Annotated in this window: 10 protein-coding genes; 3 read left to right on the plus strand and 7 right to left on the minus strand. The window is 56.8% G+C overall.

Translation table 11 applies throughout. From position 1 onward, the window contains the following. The first annotated feature begins 794 nt into the window (after window positions 1-794). A complete protein-coding gene (locus ACRZ9X_RS03400; protein WP_480515961.1) occupies window positions 795-5378 on the plus strand; it encodes an immune inhibitor A domain-containing protein in 4584 nt (1527 codons plus the stop codon). 469 nt (window positions 5379-5847) lie between these two features. Here the strand turns inward: ACRZ9X_RS03400 and ACRZ9X_RS03405 are convergent, their stop codons facing one another. The 6 genes from ACRZ9X_RS03405 to ACRZ9X_RS03430 are packed head-to-tail and all read right to left on the minus strand — an operon-like array spanning window position 5848 to window position 12357. Further along, on the minus strand, window positions 5848-6735 hold the full coding sequence (locus ACRZ9X_RS03405; RefSeq protein WP_480515962.1) for a carbohydrate kinase family protein: 888 nt from the start codon (window positions 6733-6735) through the stop codon (window positions 5848-5850). After that, entirely contained in the window at window positions 6732-7790 is a 1059-nt protein-coding gene (locus ACRZ9X_RS03410; RefSeq protein ID WP_480515963.1) for an ABC transporter ATP-binding protein, read from the minus strand. Before ACRZ9X_RS03410 ends, ACRZ9X_RS03405 begins: the two co-directional genes overlap by 4 nt. Before the next feature lie 3 nt (window positions 7791-7793). Continuing rightward, on the minus strand, window positions 7794-9278 hold the full coding sequence (gene argH, locus ACRZ9X_RS03415) for an argininosuccinate lyase (RefSeq protein ID WP_480515964.1): 1485 nt from the start codon (window positions 9276-9278) through the stop codon (window positions 7794-7796). Then, entirely contained in the window at window positions 9275-10153 is an 879-nt protein-coding gene (locus ACRZ9X_RS03420) for a carbohydrate ABC transporter permease (protein WP_480515965.1), read from the minus strand. The genes argH and ACRZ9X_RS03420 overlap by 4 nt, the downstream gene beginning before the upstream one ends. Further along, the gene (locus tag ACRZ9X_RS03425) at window positions 10153-11046 is read right to left on the minus strand and encodes a carbohydrate ABC transporter permease (RefSeq protein ID WP_480515966.1); all 894 of its coding nucleotides are present in this window, start codon (window positions 11044-11046) and stop codon (window positions 10153-10155) included. The genes ACRZ9X_RS03420 and ACRZ9X_RS03425 overlap by 1 nt, the downstream gene beginning before the upstream one ends. A gap of 51 nt (window positions 11047-11097) precedes the next feature. Further along, window positions 11098-12357 carry an extracellular solute-binding protein gene (locus ACRZ9X_RS03430; protein WP_480515967.1) on the minus strand — a complete coding sequence of 420 codons (1260 nt, stop codon included), beginning with the start codon at window positions 12355-12357 and terminating at the stop codon, window positions 11098-11100. A gap of 119 nt (window positions 12358-12476) precedes the next feature. Between ACRZ9X_RS03430 and ACRZ9X_RS03435 the strand changes: the two genes are divergently transcribed. Both ACRZ9X_RS03435 and ACRZ9X_RS03440 read left to right on the plus strand, forming a co-directional pair. Then, a complete protein-coding gene (locus ACRZ9X_RS03435) occupies window positions 12477-13652 on the plus strand; it encodes an ROK family protein (protein ID WP_480515968.1) in 1176 nt (391 codons plus the stop codon). Between the two features lie 8 nt (window positions 13653-13660). Further along, window positions 13661-16009 (plus strand): PIG-L family deacetylase, encoded by a 2349-nt coding sequence (locus ACRZ9X_RS03440; RefSeq protein WP_480515969.1) that lies wholly within the window; start codon window positions 13661-13663, stop codon window positions 16007-16009. A 542-nt stretch (window positions 16010-16551) separates the two neighbouring features. Here the strand turns inward: ACRZ9X_RS03440 and ACRZ9X_RS03445 are convergent. Next, window positions 16552-17880: a tetratricopeptide repeat protein gene (locus ACRZ9X_RS03445; RefSeq protein ID WP_480515970.1), complete on the minus strand. Its 1329-nt coding sequence runs from the start codon at window positions 17878-17880 to the stop codon at window positions 16552-16554. Window positions 17881-17912: the final 32 nt, after the last annotated feature.

Below are 17912 nucleotides of genomic sequence, written 5' to 3' on the forward strand. Positions count from 1 at the left end.
GCGGCGACGCTCGGTATCCGATTTCGCCTCGAAACATGGTCGATATTTTGCACGAGCTTAGGATCGAAGTGAGCCACGAGGCTTTCTGATATTGGAGGATTCGTTGTGGTCCGATTTTCGCTTCGAAGTTCCGATGAAAGCGCATTCAGAAATTTCAAGATTTTCGGAGCGGACGTGCACCTCGAGAAAGTCTTTGTGAAGGTCAGTGGCAAGCGACATTCCCTTTGGCGGTCTGAGGATCGCACGATGAGATGTTGAAAGCAGCTATTAATAAACCTCGAAATAAAGCTGCGGCGCGCTGGGCATCCCATGACCGAGTTGTCGGATGTACCGTTATATTTTTTGCCAAAATGACCAACACCCCCGCACTTATTGGGTTGGATTGAAGATTTTGCGTTGGCGAATTTTGGCCGATGCCTCCAAAATATCGGTTCCAGTTTCGCTACCGGAATACCCAAACAACACCGGCGTCCCGAATTAGCTCTGACAAGCAAATCCCCGATGTTGCTCAGAATTCTCGCCGGCGCCTCTGATGACCATACAACCTTTATATCAGTCGCCCTGTCAGACCCGGCGCGGTCAGGTTTACAGAAATTGCAAAACACGCTAAAATTGCAAGCATCGCTAAACATTCTTCTTTCTGAAATTTCTTTGATTTGAATTCGCCGGAATTCAATACGCACGTATTTTCTGACTGCCGAGAAAATGCACAGCCCATACAAAAAGTGCCTCAATCGTTTTGAGGCGCATTGTGTTCCGGTTTTCCTACGCAGTCCATTTTTGAGGGAATTGTCATGCCCAAGTCCAATGAATCAGTAAATATCGTACATCAGGTTGGTTATCGCGCGGTGCGGGATAACGGAGACGCCGAAGTTGCCGGTTGGTGTAAACCAGGCGAAACGCATACTGGAAAGAAGCCGCCCGCAGAGGATGGCGGTCCTGTCGGGGACGGCCCAACGGTGTTGTTTGGAACCGATGACCGCTTTGTTGCCAGCTTCAGCGACACCCGGGTATCGGTTTATTTGTTCGACGGGCTCGACGACGGCAAAGGCCCCCTGTTCTCGGCCAAGACCGGCCGGCATGTTGCCAAAGCACAGGCGGCTCCGGGGGCGACTTCGTTGGTTTTGTACTGTCTGGACAAAGAGGGGCGTCCAGTGTCGGTGGATTTTCGCCCCCGGCCTGATTGCCCTGACGTCGAAGGTCTGTCCACCGAACCCCGGATTACACCCATCGCCCACGATGTGGCCGCGAAAGCGACGGATATGGTCGTTCTGCGGCGCAAGCTGGTCCTTGTCGTCACCGAACCCGACGGTGGTCGTGCCATCGTCGAAGTGAACCGGCGCACCGGTGCGGCCAAGCGGGCTGGTGGTTTTGCCCTTGATGGCGATCTGACCGCGCTGGACCCGGCACGGCACAATATTCTTCTTGGTCGGGACAAAGGCGAACTGAGGCTGGTCATGGTCGGGTCCGATAGTCTCCAAGGCGGGGTCGAGATTCACCCGTTCGAGATTGACCGCGTCACAGCCGCAACAGTGGCCGGAGGCACCCATCTGGTGCTGGCCCGCAAAGGAGGGCTGGTTCAGAAGGTCGATATGCGTGCGGCCTTGCCTGCAACCACAGCGCAATCTGCCGATCCCTTCGCTCGGCTTTGCTACGTGCTACAGCTCTTGTTAAAGCGATGCGGATGCGATTGCACATGCGGGCCCAAAGACCCTGGGGACGACGGCGGCCCGCGTGATCCGAACGATCCCGGAGACGATGAGCCCTGCGATGATCGTCATTCTGCGCAGGTGGGGTTCACCATCTACCGGATTCAAAAGGCTGGATCTTACTTTGCAGCCTTCAGCGCCAATGCCACCCGAATGGCGGTCATGGACCGCAACTTGAACGTAAAGCTGGAGCGCAAACTGGACCGCGCCGGCGCCGACGTATCCGAAGGCCAGAGCCAGACACAGAAGATGCTGGTACAGATTACCAGAAAGGGTCAGCTCGAAGCGTGGCGGATTGCCGACTATGTCGCCGAACTGAAACCGCGTCTGCCGGATGATTTTACAATTGTGGTTCCTCCGCCTGCGAAGACCGTCACCTATTGGGGGCGTCGGAACCAGATCGCGCAAGTTAATCCCACCCTGCAAATCTGCATCTTTCCGGTGATCGACGGCGGTCAGACCTACGGCGATGCCGACATGACCCAACTGATCGATCAGGCCACGACCAGAATATTCTCTACCGTTGACGACTATTATGACGAGTGCAGCTTTGGTGAGCTTGCGATCAGTTTTACAGTATTCGGCCACGATATTGGCGGAATGCGGCGGCCCTTGGTGCTGCCTCAATCGCAGGCCAGCTATTGGTGGGATGGCTTCCGGGCCGGTGGTTTGCGCGCCGTGATGCCCGCGGATTTCTCGGACCCGGTTGCGCTGGACGGGACCGAGACCTTGTCGATACAAGCCAATCCCCGTGCGGGCGCCGTCAATACCTATGATCTGCCATTTGCGGCCATGTGGAGCAGCGGCAACCTGGGAAGTTTCCCGGTGACATTGACATTCGACGGTACAGAAACGCTGGATTTGGCCGTGGAAACCCAGACAGGTGACAGCCATACGCTGACCCTGAACTTTCCTGCCACGACGCTGACCGTGAATCAGGGCGGTGATATCGCGGGTTTCCTGAGCGATCTGGAAACATTGCTGACCGACGCGATCCGAACCGCCGAGGCCGGCATTGCGGGCAGCCCGGTTCTGATTCAGGATGTCGAGTTCAGACGCGTCCGAACCTCGTCGGACGACACTTTGTTTGGCCGCGCTCAAGGACGTTTTCGCATTGCCTCGGCCGGTGGTGCGGCAACCCAAAAGGGACAGGTTTCGGTCGCGGGGCCCGTCTCTCCGGCGGCACCGCTGACCCAGCTTGGGCTGTCTTCGGCGGACATTCCCGGCGTCATGAGTTCAACAACAGCGGCCAGCAGCTATTTCCGTGAATGTCTGCGCGCAGCACAGGTCGATGCCGGAGAGGGCATTGGCGGCAGTGCCGCGTATTTCAACACGTCGGTCGGAACAGACCTTGACGCGGGCGCGCAGGAACTGACCATCGACATCAACCTGACAGCCGACTTCGGCGGCGAGGAAGCCACGATTGAACGGTTGTCCAGTACTGGCCTCGGCGGTACCGGCTGGGACACGTCGCAACCCAATCCGGGCAGCGAAAGCGGGCCCAACAACTCGAACGCATTGCGCCATTCGGTGGATTTGGCCGACGACACATTTACCGCTGCGATGGACCATATCCGCAATACCACTGCCTGGGATCGCGACGCTGTCGAGGCGATGTTTGATAATTTCGACGTCATGATGATCGCCCATGTCGGCGCGCCTAGCACCAGCATCCCGATCGCTGACCGCTGGGATTGCGACGATCCGGCAGGGTTTGGGGGCAAACGCATGTATGCGCGCGGGCATTACGCCACCGACAAAAATCCGCCAGGCGGTGAAGAGCCAGTGCAAATGGGCACGTCCAGGATCATCGGGCAAAGGTTCTTTGGCACGCTGTCCAGTCACGCCGGGGTCATGGCGCACGAAATCGGCCACGCAATTGGTTTGCCCGATCTGTACTCGGCGAACGGCTATCGTGACGACGTGGACTATGTCGATGCATGGGCGATGATGGCGGGCGGAAACTCAAATTTCCACCATTTCTGCGGCTGGTCGAAATGGAAACTGGGCTGGATTCCAGACACCAATGACGTCAACACGAACAGAACCATTTTCGTCGATTTGCCTTCGCCTACGGGTACGGATGTGACCGAAGCCTGGCTGGTGCCGATCGAATACTGGGACAACGCAATGGGTCAGGATGTTCGCGACGAAGTTGGCGGTACGGTGCCGATTGGGCAGTTGATGAAGCTCAACCTCGGCAGTGATGGCGGCGTGACCGCATTTCTTGAGCTGCGCGCGGAGGGATCAAACTTTTCACAAAACCTTAGCCCTGAGCCGACGGTGATCGCCACCAACGGGCTGGACCCGAATTCCGATCGATCCTGGGCGGTGAATGGCCTTTACCGCCGGTCGGTACATCTGTTGAATCAAGGGACCGAGTTACGGGCGATCAACGACACGTGGGACTTTGCCACAGCACCGGAATTTCCGATCAAGGGATGTATTGCCGAGGTCGCCGATGTCCGGTCGATCCGGGGTGGGTCGATCCCCGTCTACAGGGTCCGGGTCGAGCGGGAGCAGGCGGAGTATATCGACCTGCACTTCCAGGACCACGTTCCAAGCTGGAAAAGCCCCGACATCTGGGTCGACTGGCCCGGCGACAACCCGGACCCGGCAATTCCACGGGTTTATCCGGTCGGAACCCCGACGGATCAGGGCGAGACAGTGCGCTTCCCCGCCAGCGGGACCGAACCGCACTATGTGGTCGCTCGTGTCCACAATGCCGGCAACGTCGAAGCCTTGGACGTCAAAGTCCGCTGGTTTGTTTGCGATCCACCCGGCGCGGGTGACGATGGCCGCTGGATCAATCGCGGAACCGAGACAATTTCATCCGTCGGAGCAGGCGCAAACGAGATCGCGGTTTTCGACTGGCAGGTGGATAACGCGACCAATGTGCATCAATGCATGCGCATGGAAATCATAGACTGGACCATCCCCGACACGGTTGATCCGGCGACTGGCGACACCGTCGCTCTGGCCTCGGATGACGTAAAGCTGCAAAACAACAACGCGCAGCAGAACGTGTTTGACTTTGAAGCGCTGACCTCCTCGCCTTATGCACCGATAACTTTCCCGATGCAGGTTCATAACGACCGGGTCGAAACCGAGGTTGCGGCCCTGGTGCCAAGCGGTCTGCCACATGGATCGAAACTGACGATCTCGCCGCGCGAGCATCGGATTCCATCGGGCGAGGCACGCGTTTTCAACTGCACACTTGAGCTGAACGATCAGATAATTCGCCCGGGATGTGACAATGACAGCGGTTTCCTTCTAACCGCCTGGCGCCGGACCCGCGAAGCCGATGAGATCTGGGGAAGCTGCTTCTACCATATCCGCCCACGATTGCGGACGTCTCTGGAGTTGGTTCGCGGAACCTGGTTCCACGGCAGGCTTGTGGTGCATGGGCTGCTGCACGTTCAGTCCGAAACTCCGGTCAATCTTGCTGATGATCAGCCATTGTTTGCCCGTCTCAGAATAACGCTGGACAGCCCGTCCGCGCCACCGGTCTGGCGCACGGTACAGGTTCAGTCCGACGGCAGTTTCATGCTCGATACTACGATCGATGATGGAAAGACAATGGAACTGCAGGGATGGTTTGACCGGACCGACCGGCTTGGCTCGTCCGTGTCTAACACCATGAAGTTAAAGCAAAGCTTTTTGGGCTAGCATCGGTAACAGCAGGAACTGGCCTCGCAACTGAAGTCCCGGTGTTTACGGCGCAACGCGAGTGTTTTTAGAAACTGCAAAGGATTGAGCAGCGTGCGGGAACCATGTTTCCTGCACGCTTCATATTGCTGCAGTTACCCCAAGTCCCAGACGCCATTAACGCGATCCGGATCGCACAGTAGATGAGTGGCCCCATCATATCGGGTCGCGCTCAGAGATCACAGAAATTCGCCTTCGCCCATTCCTCCGTCTACACCCACTTCAACCTGGCACGCATCTCCGCTCTGGCCGAGTGACATGATCTTTGCATGGCTTAAATGACAGCGAAAATGGCCTGGCTGAAACTGGTTCGAATTTGTCCGACAATTGCGCTTGGATCATGCACCTGAGATAGCGGCAACAAATTTAATGGGTCTAGAACCTGGGAGTAAATCAGACATATACTCGTGAGAATATGTCATCCTAACATTTAGAGAACAGAGCCGCATGAATTAGCCGAAGCTGCAAATCCACCGACCTGGGCTATGGCCGATGCCCCAAGCAGGTTGCCCGCTTTCAGACAGTCTTGCATCGGCTTGCCGACCAGCCACGCAGAGAGGAAACCGGCGTTGAAAGCGTCGCCCGCGCCTGTCGTGTCAACCACATCAACTGGATTGGCACGATGGCTGCATTGGTTGCCTTCACAATATGCCGTCGCGCCTTTCGCGCCCTGTTTGACAACCGTTAACCCTGAAATTGGAACTGATGCGCCCATGTCGCGCAGGCGGTCGAATTCGACTTGATTGGGTAGAAAGAGATCAATCTTCTGAAGCCATTCGGTCACTTCGCCCGCGCCAAGGCTTCCGTCCCACCCGCAGTCGGCAGACAGGCTGGCGCCAACGGCGCGGGCGGTTTCCGTCAGTTCGGGCTTTTCGACCAAGGTGGCCAGTTCCCCGAAATGGACATGCGTAACGTTCAGCCTGCGCAGATCGTCAATTGAAAGATCGGGGAAAGCCTCGCCTGACCTGCGTGTCAGAAAAGCCCGGTCGCTGCGGTCGCTAATGGCCACGGTCAACTGTGGGTCGAGGCAGGGTGGTGAGGGTGCACACAAGGTCAGGTCCAGTCCGGCGCGGAGCAATTCATCGCGAACAACGCCGTCAAATGGTCTTTGGGGCAGGAAGGCACCGAGGGTCGTTCGGAATCCGAGGCTCGAAAGATGTGCGGCGGTGATATAAGCGCCGCCGCCCGCATGCAGGCCGAACCCGTCGGCATAGACTTCGGTTCCCATGCTTGGAAGCTGCGGCACCTCGGTGAAAATCAGATCGCAATAGAGGCGACCGACGCAAAGGACCGTGCCGCTATAGGGTGCCTCGCTCATGCAAGTGCCTCGCCAGAGTTTGCGTCGAACACATGCAAGTTCTCGGGACGCGCGCCCAGCATCACGGTTGCGCCCACGTCCGGAGGTGTTCGTCCATCCGCTTTGGCGACGATTTCACCCGATGGTGTGCCAACATAAATCAGCGTTTCGTGGCCCAGCGGCTCGCGCACGAGAACATCACCGGTCAAAAAGCCAGCCTCATTATCGGGGTGCAGATCTTCAGGCCTTATTCCGAGGATGATTTCGCGGCTTTCAGGCAGGTCCCGGCCCAGGTTGATCCGCTGTCCGGATTGAACTTCGATCATGCTGTTTGCGCCCACGACGCCCGGTATCATGTTCATCGACGGGGCGCCGATAAATTGCGCGACGAACGTATTCGCCGGCGTGTGATAGACCTCGGCAGGTGTGCCGACCTGCTGGATGTAGCCATCCTTCATGATCACGATCCTGTCGGCCATCGTCATGGCTTCGACCTGATCATGGGTGACGAAGATGATCGTATTGCCGACCTGCTGGTGGAGCTTCTTTATTTCCAGCCGCATTTGCGTGCGAAGCTGCGCATCGAGGTTTGACAACGGCTCATCAAACAGAAAGACCGCCGGGTCGCGGACCATGGCGCGACCGATGGCAACCCGTTGCCTTTGGCCACCGGACAGCTGCGATGGTTTTCGTTCCAGAAACTCGGTCATGCCCAGGATGCCGGCAACCTCATCTATCCGGGCGTCTTTCTGCGCTTTGGGAAGCGAGGAACTGCGCAGACCGAAGCCAATATTCTTGCGCACGGTCATATGGGGATAGATCGCGTAATTCTGAAAGACCATGGCAATGTCCCGGTCTTTGGGTTCCAGATTATTGACCTGCTTGCCCGCGATTTCGATGATGCCTGACGTCACTTCCTCGAGCCCGGCGATCAGTCGCAAGGTCGTCGATTTACCGCATCCCGAAGGCCCGACGAACACGACAAACTCACCGTCGCGCACATCCAGATTGATGCCGTGCAGAACCTCGGTCTTGTCATAGGATTTAACGAGATCGCGAATTGCAAGATCTGCCACGAATTAGGTCTCCATCAGGTTTGAAAAGGCGGATGCGAGGTCTGACGCGGCGGATTTGGCGCGGTCGTCTCTTTGTGATTTTCTTGATGCAAGCTGCTTCAAGTCCCCGCGATAGGCCGTCAGGGCTTCGGTCATGGCCTTTGGCCCGGGTCCGCCCCGCCGGTTTCTTACCGCGATGAAATGCTCGGACGATGTGACCGTTTCATAGGTTGCCTCGTCGAGTTTTGCCGGGCGACCTATTTCGGCGTGGAAGGTGTCAGAAAACGCCGCAAAACCTGTACCTAAAGACTTGCCTGACGCAATCACGGCGCTTGCAGTTTTAGCGGCTATTTCATGGGCTTGCCGAAAGGTCAGGTGCTCGTCCCGTACCAGTGTGTCAGCAAGCTCGGTAATGGTCACGCAGGCCGCGTCGGCGTTCTTTTGCACCTTCGCGGAATTGATCGAACAGGCAGGGATCAAAGCCGAAAGCAGCTGCAGCACCCGCCCGCCGCTTTGAAAGGCAGCATATCCGGATTGCTGCACCTCACCTTCGCTGTCGTTCATGTCGGTGAAGGGCGTATTGTGCATGGTGTTTACAATGGCGTCACAGCGGCCAACGGTCATGCTTGCCAGATGCCGGAGATGCTCAATCGGCACCGGATTGCGCTTTTGCGGCATGATCGAACTGATCTGCACCAGACTGTTGGGTACATAGAGCTGGCCGACCTCGAATGCCGACCAGAACTGCAGATCCTGAATGACCCGGCCCAGGTGGAGAAACAGCAGTTTCATCGCGGAGTAGAGCCCGGTCACATAATCGACCGAAGCAATGCACCCGTAGCTGTTCAATTGCGGTTTTTCGAACCCAAGCAACTGCGCCATGCGATCTCGGTCAATCGGAAAGCCGGAGGTCGTGATTGCCGCCGCGCCCATCGGGCATTTGTCCAAGGCTTTGGCTGCGGCGTCCAGTCTTTCGGCGTCTCGCAGCAACACTTCGATGGCAGCGCTCAGATAATGTCCAAAGGTTGTTGGCTGGGCGGGCTGACCGTGGGTGTAGGCGACGATCAGCGTTTCTTTCTCGGCCTCGGCCTTGTCGATCAGCTTGGCGGCCAGATCATGGACCAACCCCAAAAGCGATGACACCCGCTTGCGCAGCGCCATCTTGAAAACTGTGTGATCCATATCGTTGCGTGACCGCGCGGTATGCAGGGCACCGCCAAGATCACCGAGGCGCGTGCGCAGCTCTGCCTCGACAAGAAAGAAGTAATCTTCGTACTCGCCCGTGTAGGTGAGAGACGACAGGTCAATCGTCTTGGAAATATCGCTCAGCGCCAAAGCGATTTTTGTCGCCTCTTCCGTGCTCAGGATGCCGGTTTCCTGCAGCATGACCAGATGCGCGCGATTGATCTGGTCTATGCTGGATGCAAAATGCGCCTTCACCCCTTCAAACAGGGGCGCAAGCACGGTGTCCTGATACACAGGATCCGGGAACCGGGATGTATCCGTCATCCTTTGAGCCCCGCCATAACGACCCCGCGGATAATGAAGCGCTGAAAGATCAGGAACACGATCAGGGTCGGAAGCGTCGAGATTGCCGCGCCTGTCATGATCAGTTCCCACGCCACATCCGCCTCGTCTCCGAAAGATGACAGGCCCACCGGCAGCGTATACATCTCAACCGAATTGGTGACGATCAGCGGCCAGATGAACGCCGTCCAATTGCCGAGAAACACAAAGATCGCCAGCGCCGCCAACGCGGGTTTCACCAGCGGCATCGCGACGGTCCACCAGATCTGCAGCTCGTTCAGACCATCGATCCGGGCGGCCTCGATAAAATCGTCGGGCACGGTTTCAAAAAACTGTTTCATCAGGAAGGTTCCGAAGGCGGTCATCAGACCGGGGAACATGATCCCCCAATAGGTGTCGAGCCACCCAAATTGCTGGCTCATCAGATACCACGGGATCACCAGCATCTCGGTCGGGATCATCAATGTGGAAAGGATCGCGATGAAAACGATGTAGCGCCCGGGAAAGCGAAACTTGCAAAGAGTATAGCCGACAAGACTGTCAAACAGCACGTTCGAAACCGTGGTGATCACCGCAATGAAGATCGAGTTCAGAAACCACCAGTAGAACCGGCCGTCTTCCAGTACGAATGTATAGTTTTCGATATGCGGCTCGTCCGGGATCAGTTTGAGGTTGTAGACCTCATGCGGCCATTTCAGTGATGTCGAAATCATATAGGCGATGGGCATCACCATCAGGATGCCGCCCAGAAACAGCAGCCCCCAGCGTATGAACTGGCCCATATTCGCAGGCCGCTTGGGTGCCCGCGTCTTCAGCAGCGTGTCCGAGCTTGCCTGAACGTTTTCTGTTACTGCCATCAGCTGTCTCTCAGAATACGCAATTGCACCAGGCTCACGACCAGAAGAACCAAGAACAGCACCACGGTTTGGGCTGCAGCATATCCCATATCGAATGATGTAAATGCGGTTTCATAGATCATGAGCACCAGCGGTTTCGTCGAATTGAGCGGCCCGCCGGGATTGTTCGTGGTCATGTTGAAGACATGATCGAAAATGCGCAGGAACCCGATGGATGAAAAGACGACGATAAAGACAATCGTTGGCTTCAAAAGCGGGATCGTGATCTCCCACAGCACTGTCCACCATCCAACGCCGTCAATGCGGGCGGCCTCATAGTAACTTGGCGGAATGGCGCGCAGGCCAGCCATGAAGATGATCACCTGAAACCCAAGCCCGGCCCAGACGGCAGGCGCAAGGATCGAAGGAAGCGCATTGGTTGTCGAATTCAGAAATTCGATCTGCGGGATGCCGACGGACGCCAGCGCATTGTTAAACAGCCCGATCGGCACCGGTTGATAAAACCACCGCCACACCCATGCCATCGCAACGGCGCTGGTCATGAATGGCAGGAAATAAAGCATCCTCAGAAACCCGTGCATAAATCGGGTCTTGTCGAGGTGATAGGCAATGATGAAGGACACGATCAGGCTGATGGGTGTACCCAGCAACAAGTACACAAAGGTGTTGCGGAATACTTTCCAAAACACCGGATCGCTGAACAGTTTACTGTAATTCTCGGTCCCGGCCCATGTCCGGTCCCCCAGCAGGTTCCAGTTCTGGAAACTGATCAGGATCGCGTTGCCTGTCGGATAAAATCGGATGACGCTGTAGAACACCACCGGGATTGCCAGAAACGCCCAGGCCCAGACGATCTGCTTCTGCTTGATGGAGAGTCTGCGATAGAAATTCATATTGGCCCCAACGCCCAAAATGCCCCGGCGCAATCACCGGGGCATCACAGGTTATTCGGCGTAGTATTCGTCGAGGATTTTTTGTTCGGCCTCGGCGGCAACCGCAAGGCTGTCTGCTGGCGACATGCCTTCCAGCGTAATCCGCTCAACCATTTCCACCATCAACTGGCGCTGCGCGGATTCATTGGCGAATTTCGTTGTATTTGCGTATTCGAGGCCTCGGATGAAGGGGCCATAGACCTCGTTATTCGCGTTTTCTTCTGTCATCCCGACGGAGGGTTTGGCCGGAAGTTCGCCGACCACATCCAGCCAGATCTGCATCGCTTCATCTGACGTGATATACTGCATGAACTTCACGGCAGCATCGTATTTTTCGTCTTCGGCTTTGGTCGTGATCGCATTGACCCAATAGGATGAATAGTTCGACCGTGTACCGTCCGACGTCGCGGGCAGCTCGGTCACGCCCCATTTCAGGCCACGTGTTTTGTCCAGTGAGCCGATCCGGAATGAGCCGTCAATATGCATACCTGCACGCCCGGCTTTGAAGGCCGCCTGAGGTTCGTCCATGAACCCGATTGCAGTTACAGCATCATCGCCGGTGAACATGCTTGTATACATCTCCAGCGCTGCCAATCCGGCATCCGAGTTGTAATTGACCGTCTTGTAGTCATCCACATATGGCTCTCCACCGTTCTGACGGATCAGCCCCTCGCGCCACCAATGATGATCCTGCGCGGTCATGCCGGCGGTAATGCCGACCTGAGTCAGGTTGCCTGCGCCGTCGCGCTTGGTCATCGCCTTTGCAGCGGCCATCATTTCATCGATGGTGGTGGGGGGTTCGACACCAGCCTCTTCCAGCAGGCGTTCATTGTAGAACAGCGCAAGCGACCGAACGGCGGTAGGCAGTGCCCAATAATTGTCACCATCCTTCATCGCCTGAACCATCGGAAAGAAATTTTCGTCAATTTCGGAGGCCGGAAATTCGCTCGTGGGAAGCGGCTGGATCAGGTCGGCTGCAACATAGTCGTTGAGCCAGCCATAGAATAGCTGCACCACGTCCGGGCCCTCACCAGCAGGCACGGCTGCTGCGACTTTTGTGCGGTAATCGGCATACGGGAAGTGGGTCATTTTGACGGTTATGTCGGGATTGGCTTCCTGGAAGCTCTCGATCAGCTGCTCCATCGCTTCGACACGGGCATCAAAGAAATACTGCCAGTATTCAATTTCGACCGCCTGGGCTACCGACCCGAGCAGTGTCGCCACGCCGGTCGCTGCAGCAAAGGACATGGACTTCAGCTTGCCAATTCTCATCGAATGTCTCCCTGTTTTGTATCGGCCGGACGCCTGTTCGGGTCAGGTCGCGGCCCGTTATGAGAAATGATTAACTCAACTGTATTGAGTTATCAACTTAATTGAGTTAATCCGAGGCAATGGTCGCCCTTTCTGAAATCATCGTCGGCGCAAATGCCGAGCGTTCGCGCAGCCATAACCGGCGGATGGTCCTTGGCCGGGTCCGAGCGGCCGGCCAAATCGGGCGGGCCGACATCGCCAGGGCGTCGGGCCTATCGACGCAGGCCGTCTCGAACATCATCGCAGACCTGCTGCAGGACGGCTTGATTCTGGAAAGCGGGCGGCGCACTGCCGGGCGCGGTCTTCCGGCGGTACAATATGCGATCAACCCGGTGGGCGGTTTTGCCATGGGTATCGAGATCCGCTCGGATGCGGTGTTTGCTGCATTGCTGGATTTACGCGGGAAACCGATTGTCTCGCATCGTGCGCCGTTGCGGTCGCTTGATCGGGACACCGTGACGCAAGCGGTTGTCGGAATCAAAAAGGAAATGATCGAAGAATCCGGCACACCGAACAACCGCGTGTTGGGCGCAGGTATCGTCATGCCGGGCCCATTCGGACAAACCGGATTGCGTGGAAGCCGCTCGGATGGTCCGCTTTGGGATGATATTGCGCCGCAAGATTGGTTTTCGGATGTTTTTGACCTGCCGGTTGCCGTTGAAAACGACGCCAATGCCGCCGCGATGGCCGAGCGTGTCTCGGGTGTTGCACAGGGTCTGGATACCTATGCCTTCATGTATTTCGGCAGCGGGCTTGGTCTGGGTGTCGTTCACAAAGGCCGCATCATCTCAGGCGCTTACGGCAATGCAGGCGAAATCGGGCACATCCCCGTGCCCGCTGGTGGAAAGGCGCTGCTGTTGGAGGAAGCCGTCAGCCGTTTTTCCGTTCAAAGGGCGTTGGCGCAAGAAGGCATCACCGTGGCAAGCGGGGATGATCTCGACCGGCTTTACAAAGCCAACAACCCGTCCCTTGCGCGCTGGCTGGACGCTGCGGTCGAGCCGCTTTCGGCGGCCATGACCATCGTTGAAAACCTGTTCGATCCGCAGGCCATAATCTTGGGTGGCGCGATGCCCGATAGCATTCTTGATCACTTTGTTCAGACTGCACGGTCAACAGATCATTCTGTCTCACATCGCGCCGATCGCAGTGCGCCGCGGCTTTTGCGGGGTGCTTCGGGCCGGATGACCGCAACCCTGGGGGCTGCGGCGCTTGTCATCAATCAAGCCTTCACGCCGCAGATATCGGCACACTCATAGGAGCCGCGATGCTGACCGAAGATCAATCAAGGCTTGTGAACGCCCGCACGGAACCCCGTGTCATGCAACTTTGGTGGGCGCTGAAACCGCTAAACTCAGTTGTGCGGTTCATGCAATCGGGGGCGCATCCTGATGATGAGGATTCGGGGATGCTTGCGGTGTTGGCATTCCGCGATGGCATCAACCTGTCCTATGCCTGCTCGACCCGGGGAGAGGGTGGTCAGAACGATATCGGCACAGAAACCGGTCCTGATCTGGGCGCATTGCGGACACGCGAGATGGAGCGGGCCTGCGATATCCTCGACATGCGCATGTACTGGCATTCGGAAGGGCGGGACGATACGATCACCGACTTCGGATTTTCCAAGACCGGTGAAGAAACCTTTGGCTATTGGGGGCGCGACCGTACTCTGGCCAGATTTGTCGAAATCATCCGGACGGACCGGCCTGATATTCTGTGCCCGACATTTCTGGATGTACCGGGTCAGCACGGGCACCACCGGGCGATGACACAAGCCGCTTATGACGTGATGGCAGCGGCTGCGGACCCAAACTTTGCGTCGAACTTGCCTCCGTGGCAGGTCAAAAAGCTGTTTTTGCCAGCGTGGTCCGGCGCAGGCCAGACTTATGACGATGATGTCCCACCGCCACCGGCGACCGTAACCATTGACGGAAGCGGTTGCGACCCCATGAGCGGTTGGAGCTGGGAGCGTATTGGCCAGATGTCGCGCGCGTTTCATCGCACCCAGGGCATGGGCGTCTGGCCAAACCAACAAAGCGCACGCGATTGGCCTTTGCACCTGGCTGAGACGCATGTCGAAGGCGACACTCTGACGTCGGGCTTACCAGAAACCTTGCGCGACCTGGCTCAGCTACCCGGGGCGGCACCGATGGCGGACAGCTTGAACCGCGCACAGGACAAGATCGACTCAGCCATTGCCGCATTTCCTGAATTTGACACAGTTGCAAAGCAAGCAATAGAGGCGCGCGCAGCCGTCGAGGATGCGGCCTCATCATGCCCTGACCAGTTGCAGGGCGAAGTTACCCATCGCCTCAAGGCCAAACGCGACCAACTGGATCGAGCCATAAGGATTTCGCTGGGAATTTCCGTACAGGCGTCAGTGGGGAATGTGCACCTATCGCCCGGTACAAAAACCACTCTGAACGTCGATTTGGATTCGGGTACAGCCGACCATCTGACCGTCACGCCTGTTCTGCCGAAGGCGTGGCGTCTGGAGAACGATACGCTTTCAATCGAAAAGGACGCTGGCCCTTCTGATCCCTATCGGGCCGCATATGATCCGGCGATACCACTGAAACCTTATTGGGCTCTCAATGTATCCGCTTTCGGGCGCGATTTCACACTAAACGCGCGCTTTGGTGACGAGCCTTTCGTGTGTCCTGCGCCAAGTGTGCAGCTCTCGACTGATGCGCTACTAGTTAATCTCAAACATAAACAACGTGAGCTCGGGCTTCAAATTAGATCCGATGTCGACGTCTCAGTTGCCGCTCCGACACGGTGGGGCACCGCGATCAAGGGTGAGGACGTTAGGATCTCAGTGCCAGTGGGCGTTGAGCCCGGCTTGTACGAGTTGCCGGTGTCAATAAATGGCCAACCGGCTCAGACGGTGCGACCCATCACCCATTCCCATGTCGCAGCCACTGCACAGTACCGACCTGCTGTTATCAGAGTGCGGGTTCTGGAGGCCGATGTACCAAGTGTGCGTGTCGGTTATATCGGGGCGGGAAATGATCGCGTCGGGCACTGGCTTTCTGCCATGGGCGTTGATGTCCAAGACGTGAGTGATGCCGATCTTGCAAGTGACGCAGCGCTTCAGGAATTTGATACAATTGTGGTCGGCATATTTGCCTTCAAGTTCCGCGCCGGACTTGCTGATGCTGCAGATCGGTTGAACGCCTGGTGTGAAAGGGGCGGCACGCTGGTCACGCTCTATCACCGGCCTTGGGACAACTGGGATGCAGACGTCATACCGCCGCGGCGGCTGGAGATCGGGAAGCCATCGCTGCGATGGCGTGTCACGGATGAGAACAGTACCGTGACCCATTTGGGCGCCCATTCTGTTCTCAACACACCCAATCGCATTTCCGCCGAAGACTGGAAAGGTTGGCACAAGGAGCGCGGGCTTTATTTCGCAAAATCCTGGGACGAGGCTTACGTGCCCCTGCTTGCCATGAGTGACCCGGGCGAAGCGCCGCTAAAGGGCGCTTTGCTGGCCGCGGATATCGGGCGGGGGCGGCACGTGCACACGTCGCTCATCCTTCATCACCAGATGGAGCATCTTGTCCCGGGTGCCTTCCGTCTGATGGCGAACATGATCGCCAAACGCGGGTCATGAAACCAGGCGAAAAGTTAATAAATGCGGTGTGGTCCTTAGCTGTTATGTAGAAATCAGTTTATGTGGGATCTGTTGCAAACTATTGACCATTGACCTTGGTGGAGTGTCTGACGTCAGCGCCACTGGGGCAGTTTAGCTCAGGGGGAGTGGTCGCGTCGTCCCGCGGTGCTGGCTACTAAATTTCCCCATAGTGGGGGGAGAGAAAAACTGGAACGTGGTCTTTGCCTGCAGCAAACGAACGCTCTACCCAAGGTCGGCCTTAGACCGGGAGTCCGGGGTAGGGCCTCTGTTTTGCGGCGGCGCCGAGGTCTGCAAGGAGCCCACTTTGACTGATGCCGCGTGATGCCCCGATTACATCAATGCGCAGAAAACGAGCTTTACAAAGTAGCGTTGAACAGCCCGCTCATGTCAATTGAGAACGCCTTCAACACTGCAAGGCGTAGCAGCCAAAAGCACCCGTTCCACCTCAGCGAAGCATTGCTTTATGAATGTTATGCTGAAACCGGAATGCTTGGTTCGGGTTCTCGCTTCATCACGATACGTCAATATCTATTCAGTGTATCAAGTATCGCTTTTTGCGTTTCATCATCGTTGTGGAAAATCTTTCTGGCAAGAAATTCGGACGGGAAATCGGGCCAAGTCTTTCGCATTTCGTCGAGGAGTTGTCGTGCGGCATCGGAATTGCCCAATAGATCGTGCGCAACGGCCTGGAACAGGAGCGAAGGAGCGCTGACGGGCGCACCGGCAGCTGGGGCGCCTTGAAAGGCGTCAATGACATCTTGGTAGTTCCCGAGCATCAGTTGGGAGACCCCCCAGATATTTCTTGAACCAAATCGACCAGAACCTGTTCTGGCTCTTTGAGGATTGCTGACTTCGGCGGCAAGATCAGGAGCATTGGCAACAATGGCCGAGATGCCGGCAAGATCCAAAACATGGCCATCCGAAGGTGCAAGCTCGACGGACATTCTGGCGTATTTCAAAGCCTCGTCCGGCTCATTCCTGACGGCCAGGACCCAACCAGTTGCGGCATTCGCCCATGCGTCGGTGGGGGACAAATCCAAAGCATGTTCAGACAATTCGAATGCTTGGTTCAAGAAATCCCTTCTTTGTGTCTCCTCTCGGGCCAGTATAGCCAGGGTCGCCAAAACCTGCGCCGAGCCGGAGTACCCATCGGGCAAAACGGGGTCGAGTTCGGTGGCGTGTTGGAACATTCCAAGTGCCATTTGCTGACGTTTGGTATCAAAGACCGGAAAAAACATGCCGCGGGCCTGGTCCGCAAGGTTAGCAGCCTGCAATCGTACCAACGATTGTTCACCCAGTGCCGCACGTTCCGCCTGTTCGGTCGTGCGTATAATTGGCTCCGGGCCGAGATCGTCCTGGTTGAACCACAAACCAGCGATTGTGATTATTGCAAAAACACCCAATCCGGCAAAAACCCATTGCCTTAATGGTCCAACACGCCGCCGCTGCCGAGGTGGACCTGCGAGGGGATTTTCAGGCAACGGTTCATAGGAGAATCGAGGCTTGTAGCCACCTGGATCAACGAAGATACGAACGCCTTGGCCATCCCAATGGTCCTCGTAATACTCGCGCAACAGTCGACGTAACCTCCGTGCCTCTACGCGAACGAGATTTTGGCCTCCTGTTCCGTCGATGCGTCGCTCATAGACGTCGACGGCGATGGCTTTACCGCGGATCTGAGCGCCTCGACCTGCCAGAGTTTCTTCGACAACATACGTGAGAAACTGTTGCAACCGGGGCGATGCTTGAAACCCATCGCTTGAAACAACGCGCCGCAGGGCTGCCCGGACCAGATCCGGTGACAGCTGTCCAACATGCTGATCTGTCGGCAAATCATTGGCTTTGTTCAAGGCAAACTCACCCCCAACTCACGGTGACTCAC

It is taken from the genome of Ruegeria sp. AL1 (assembly GCF_056540905.1).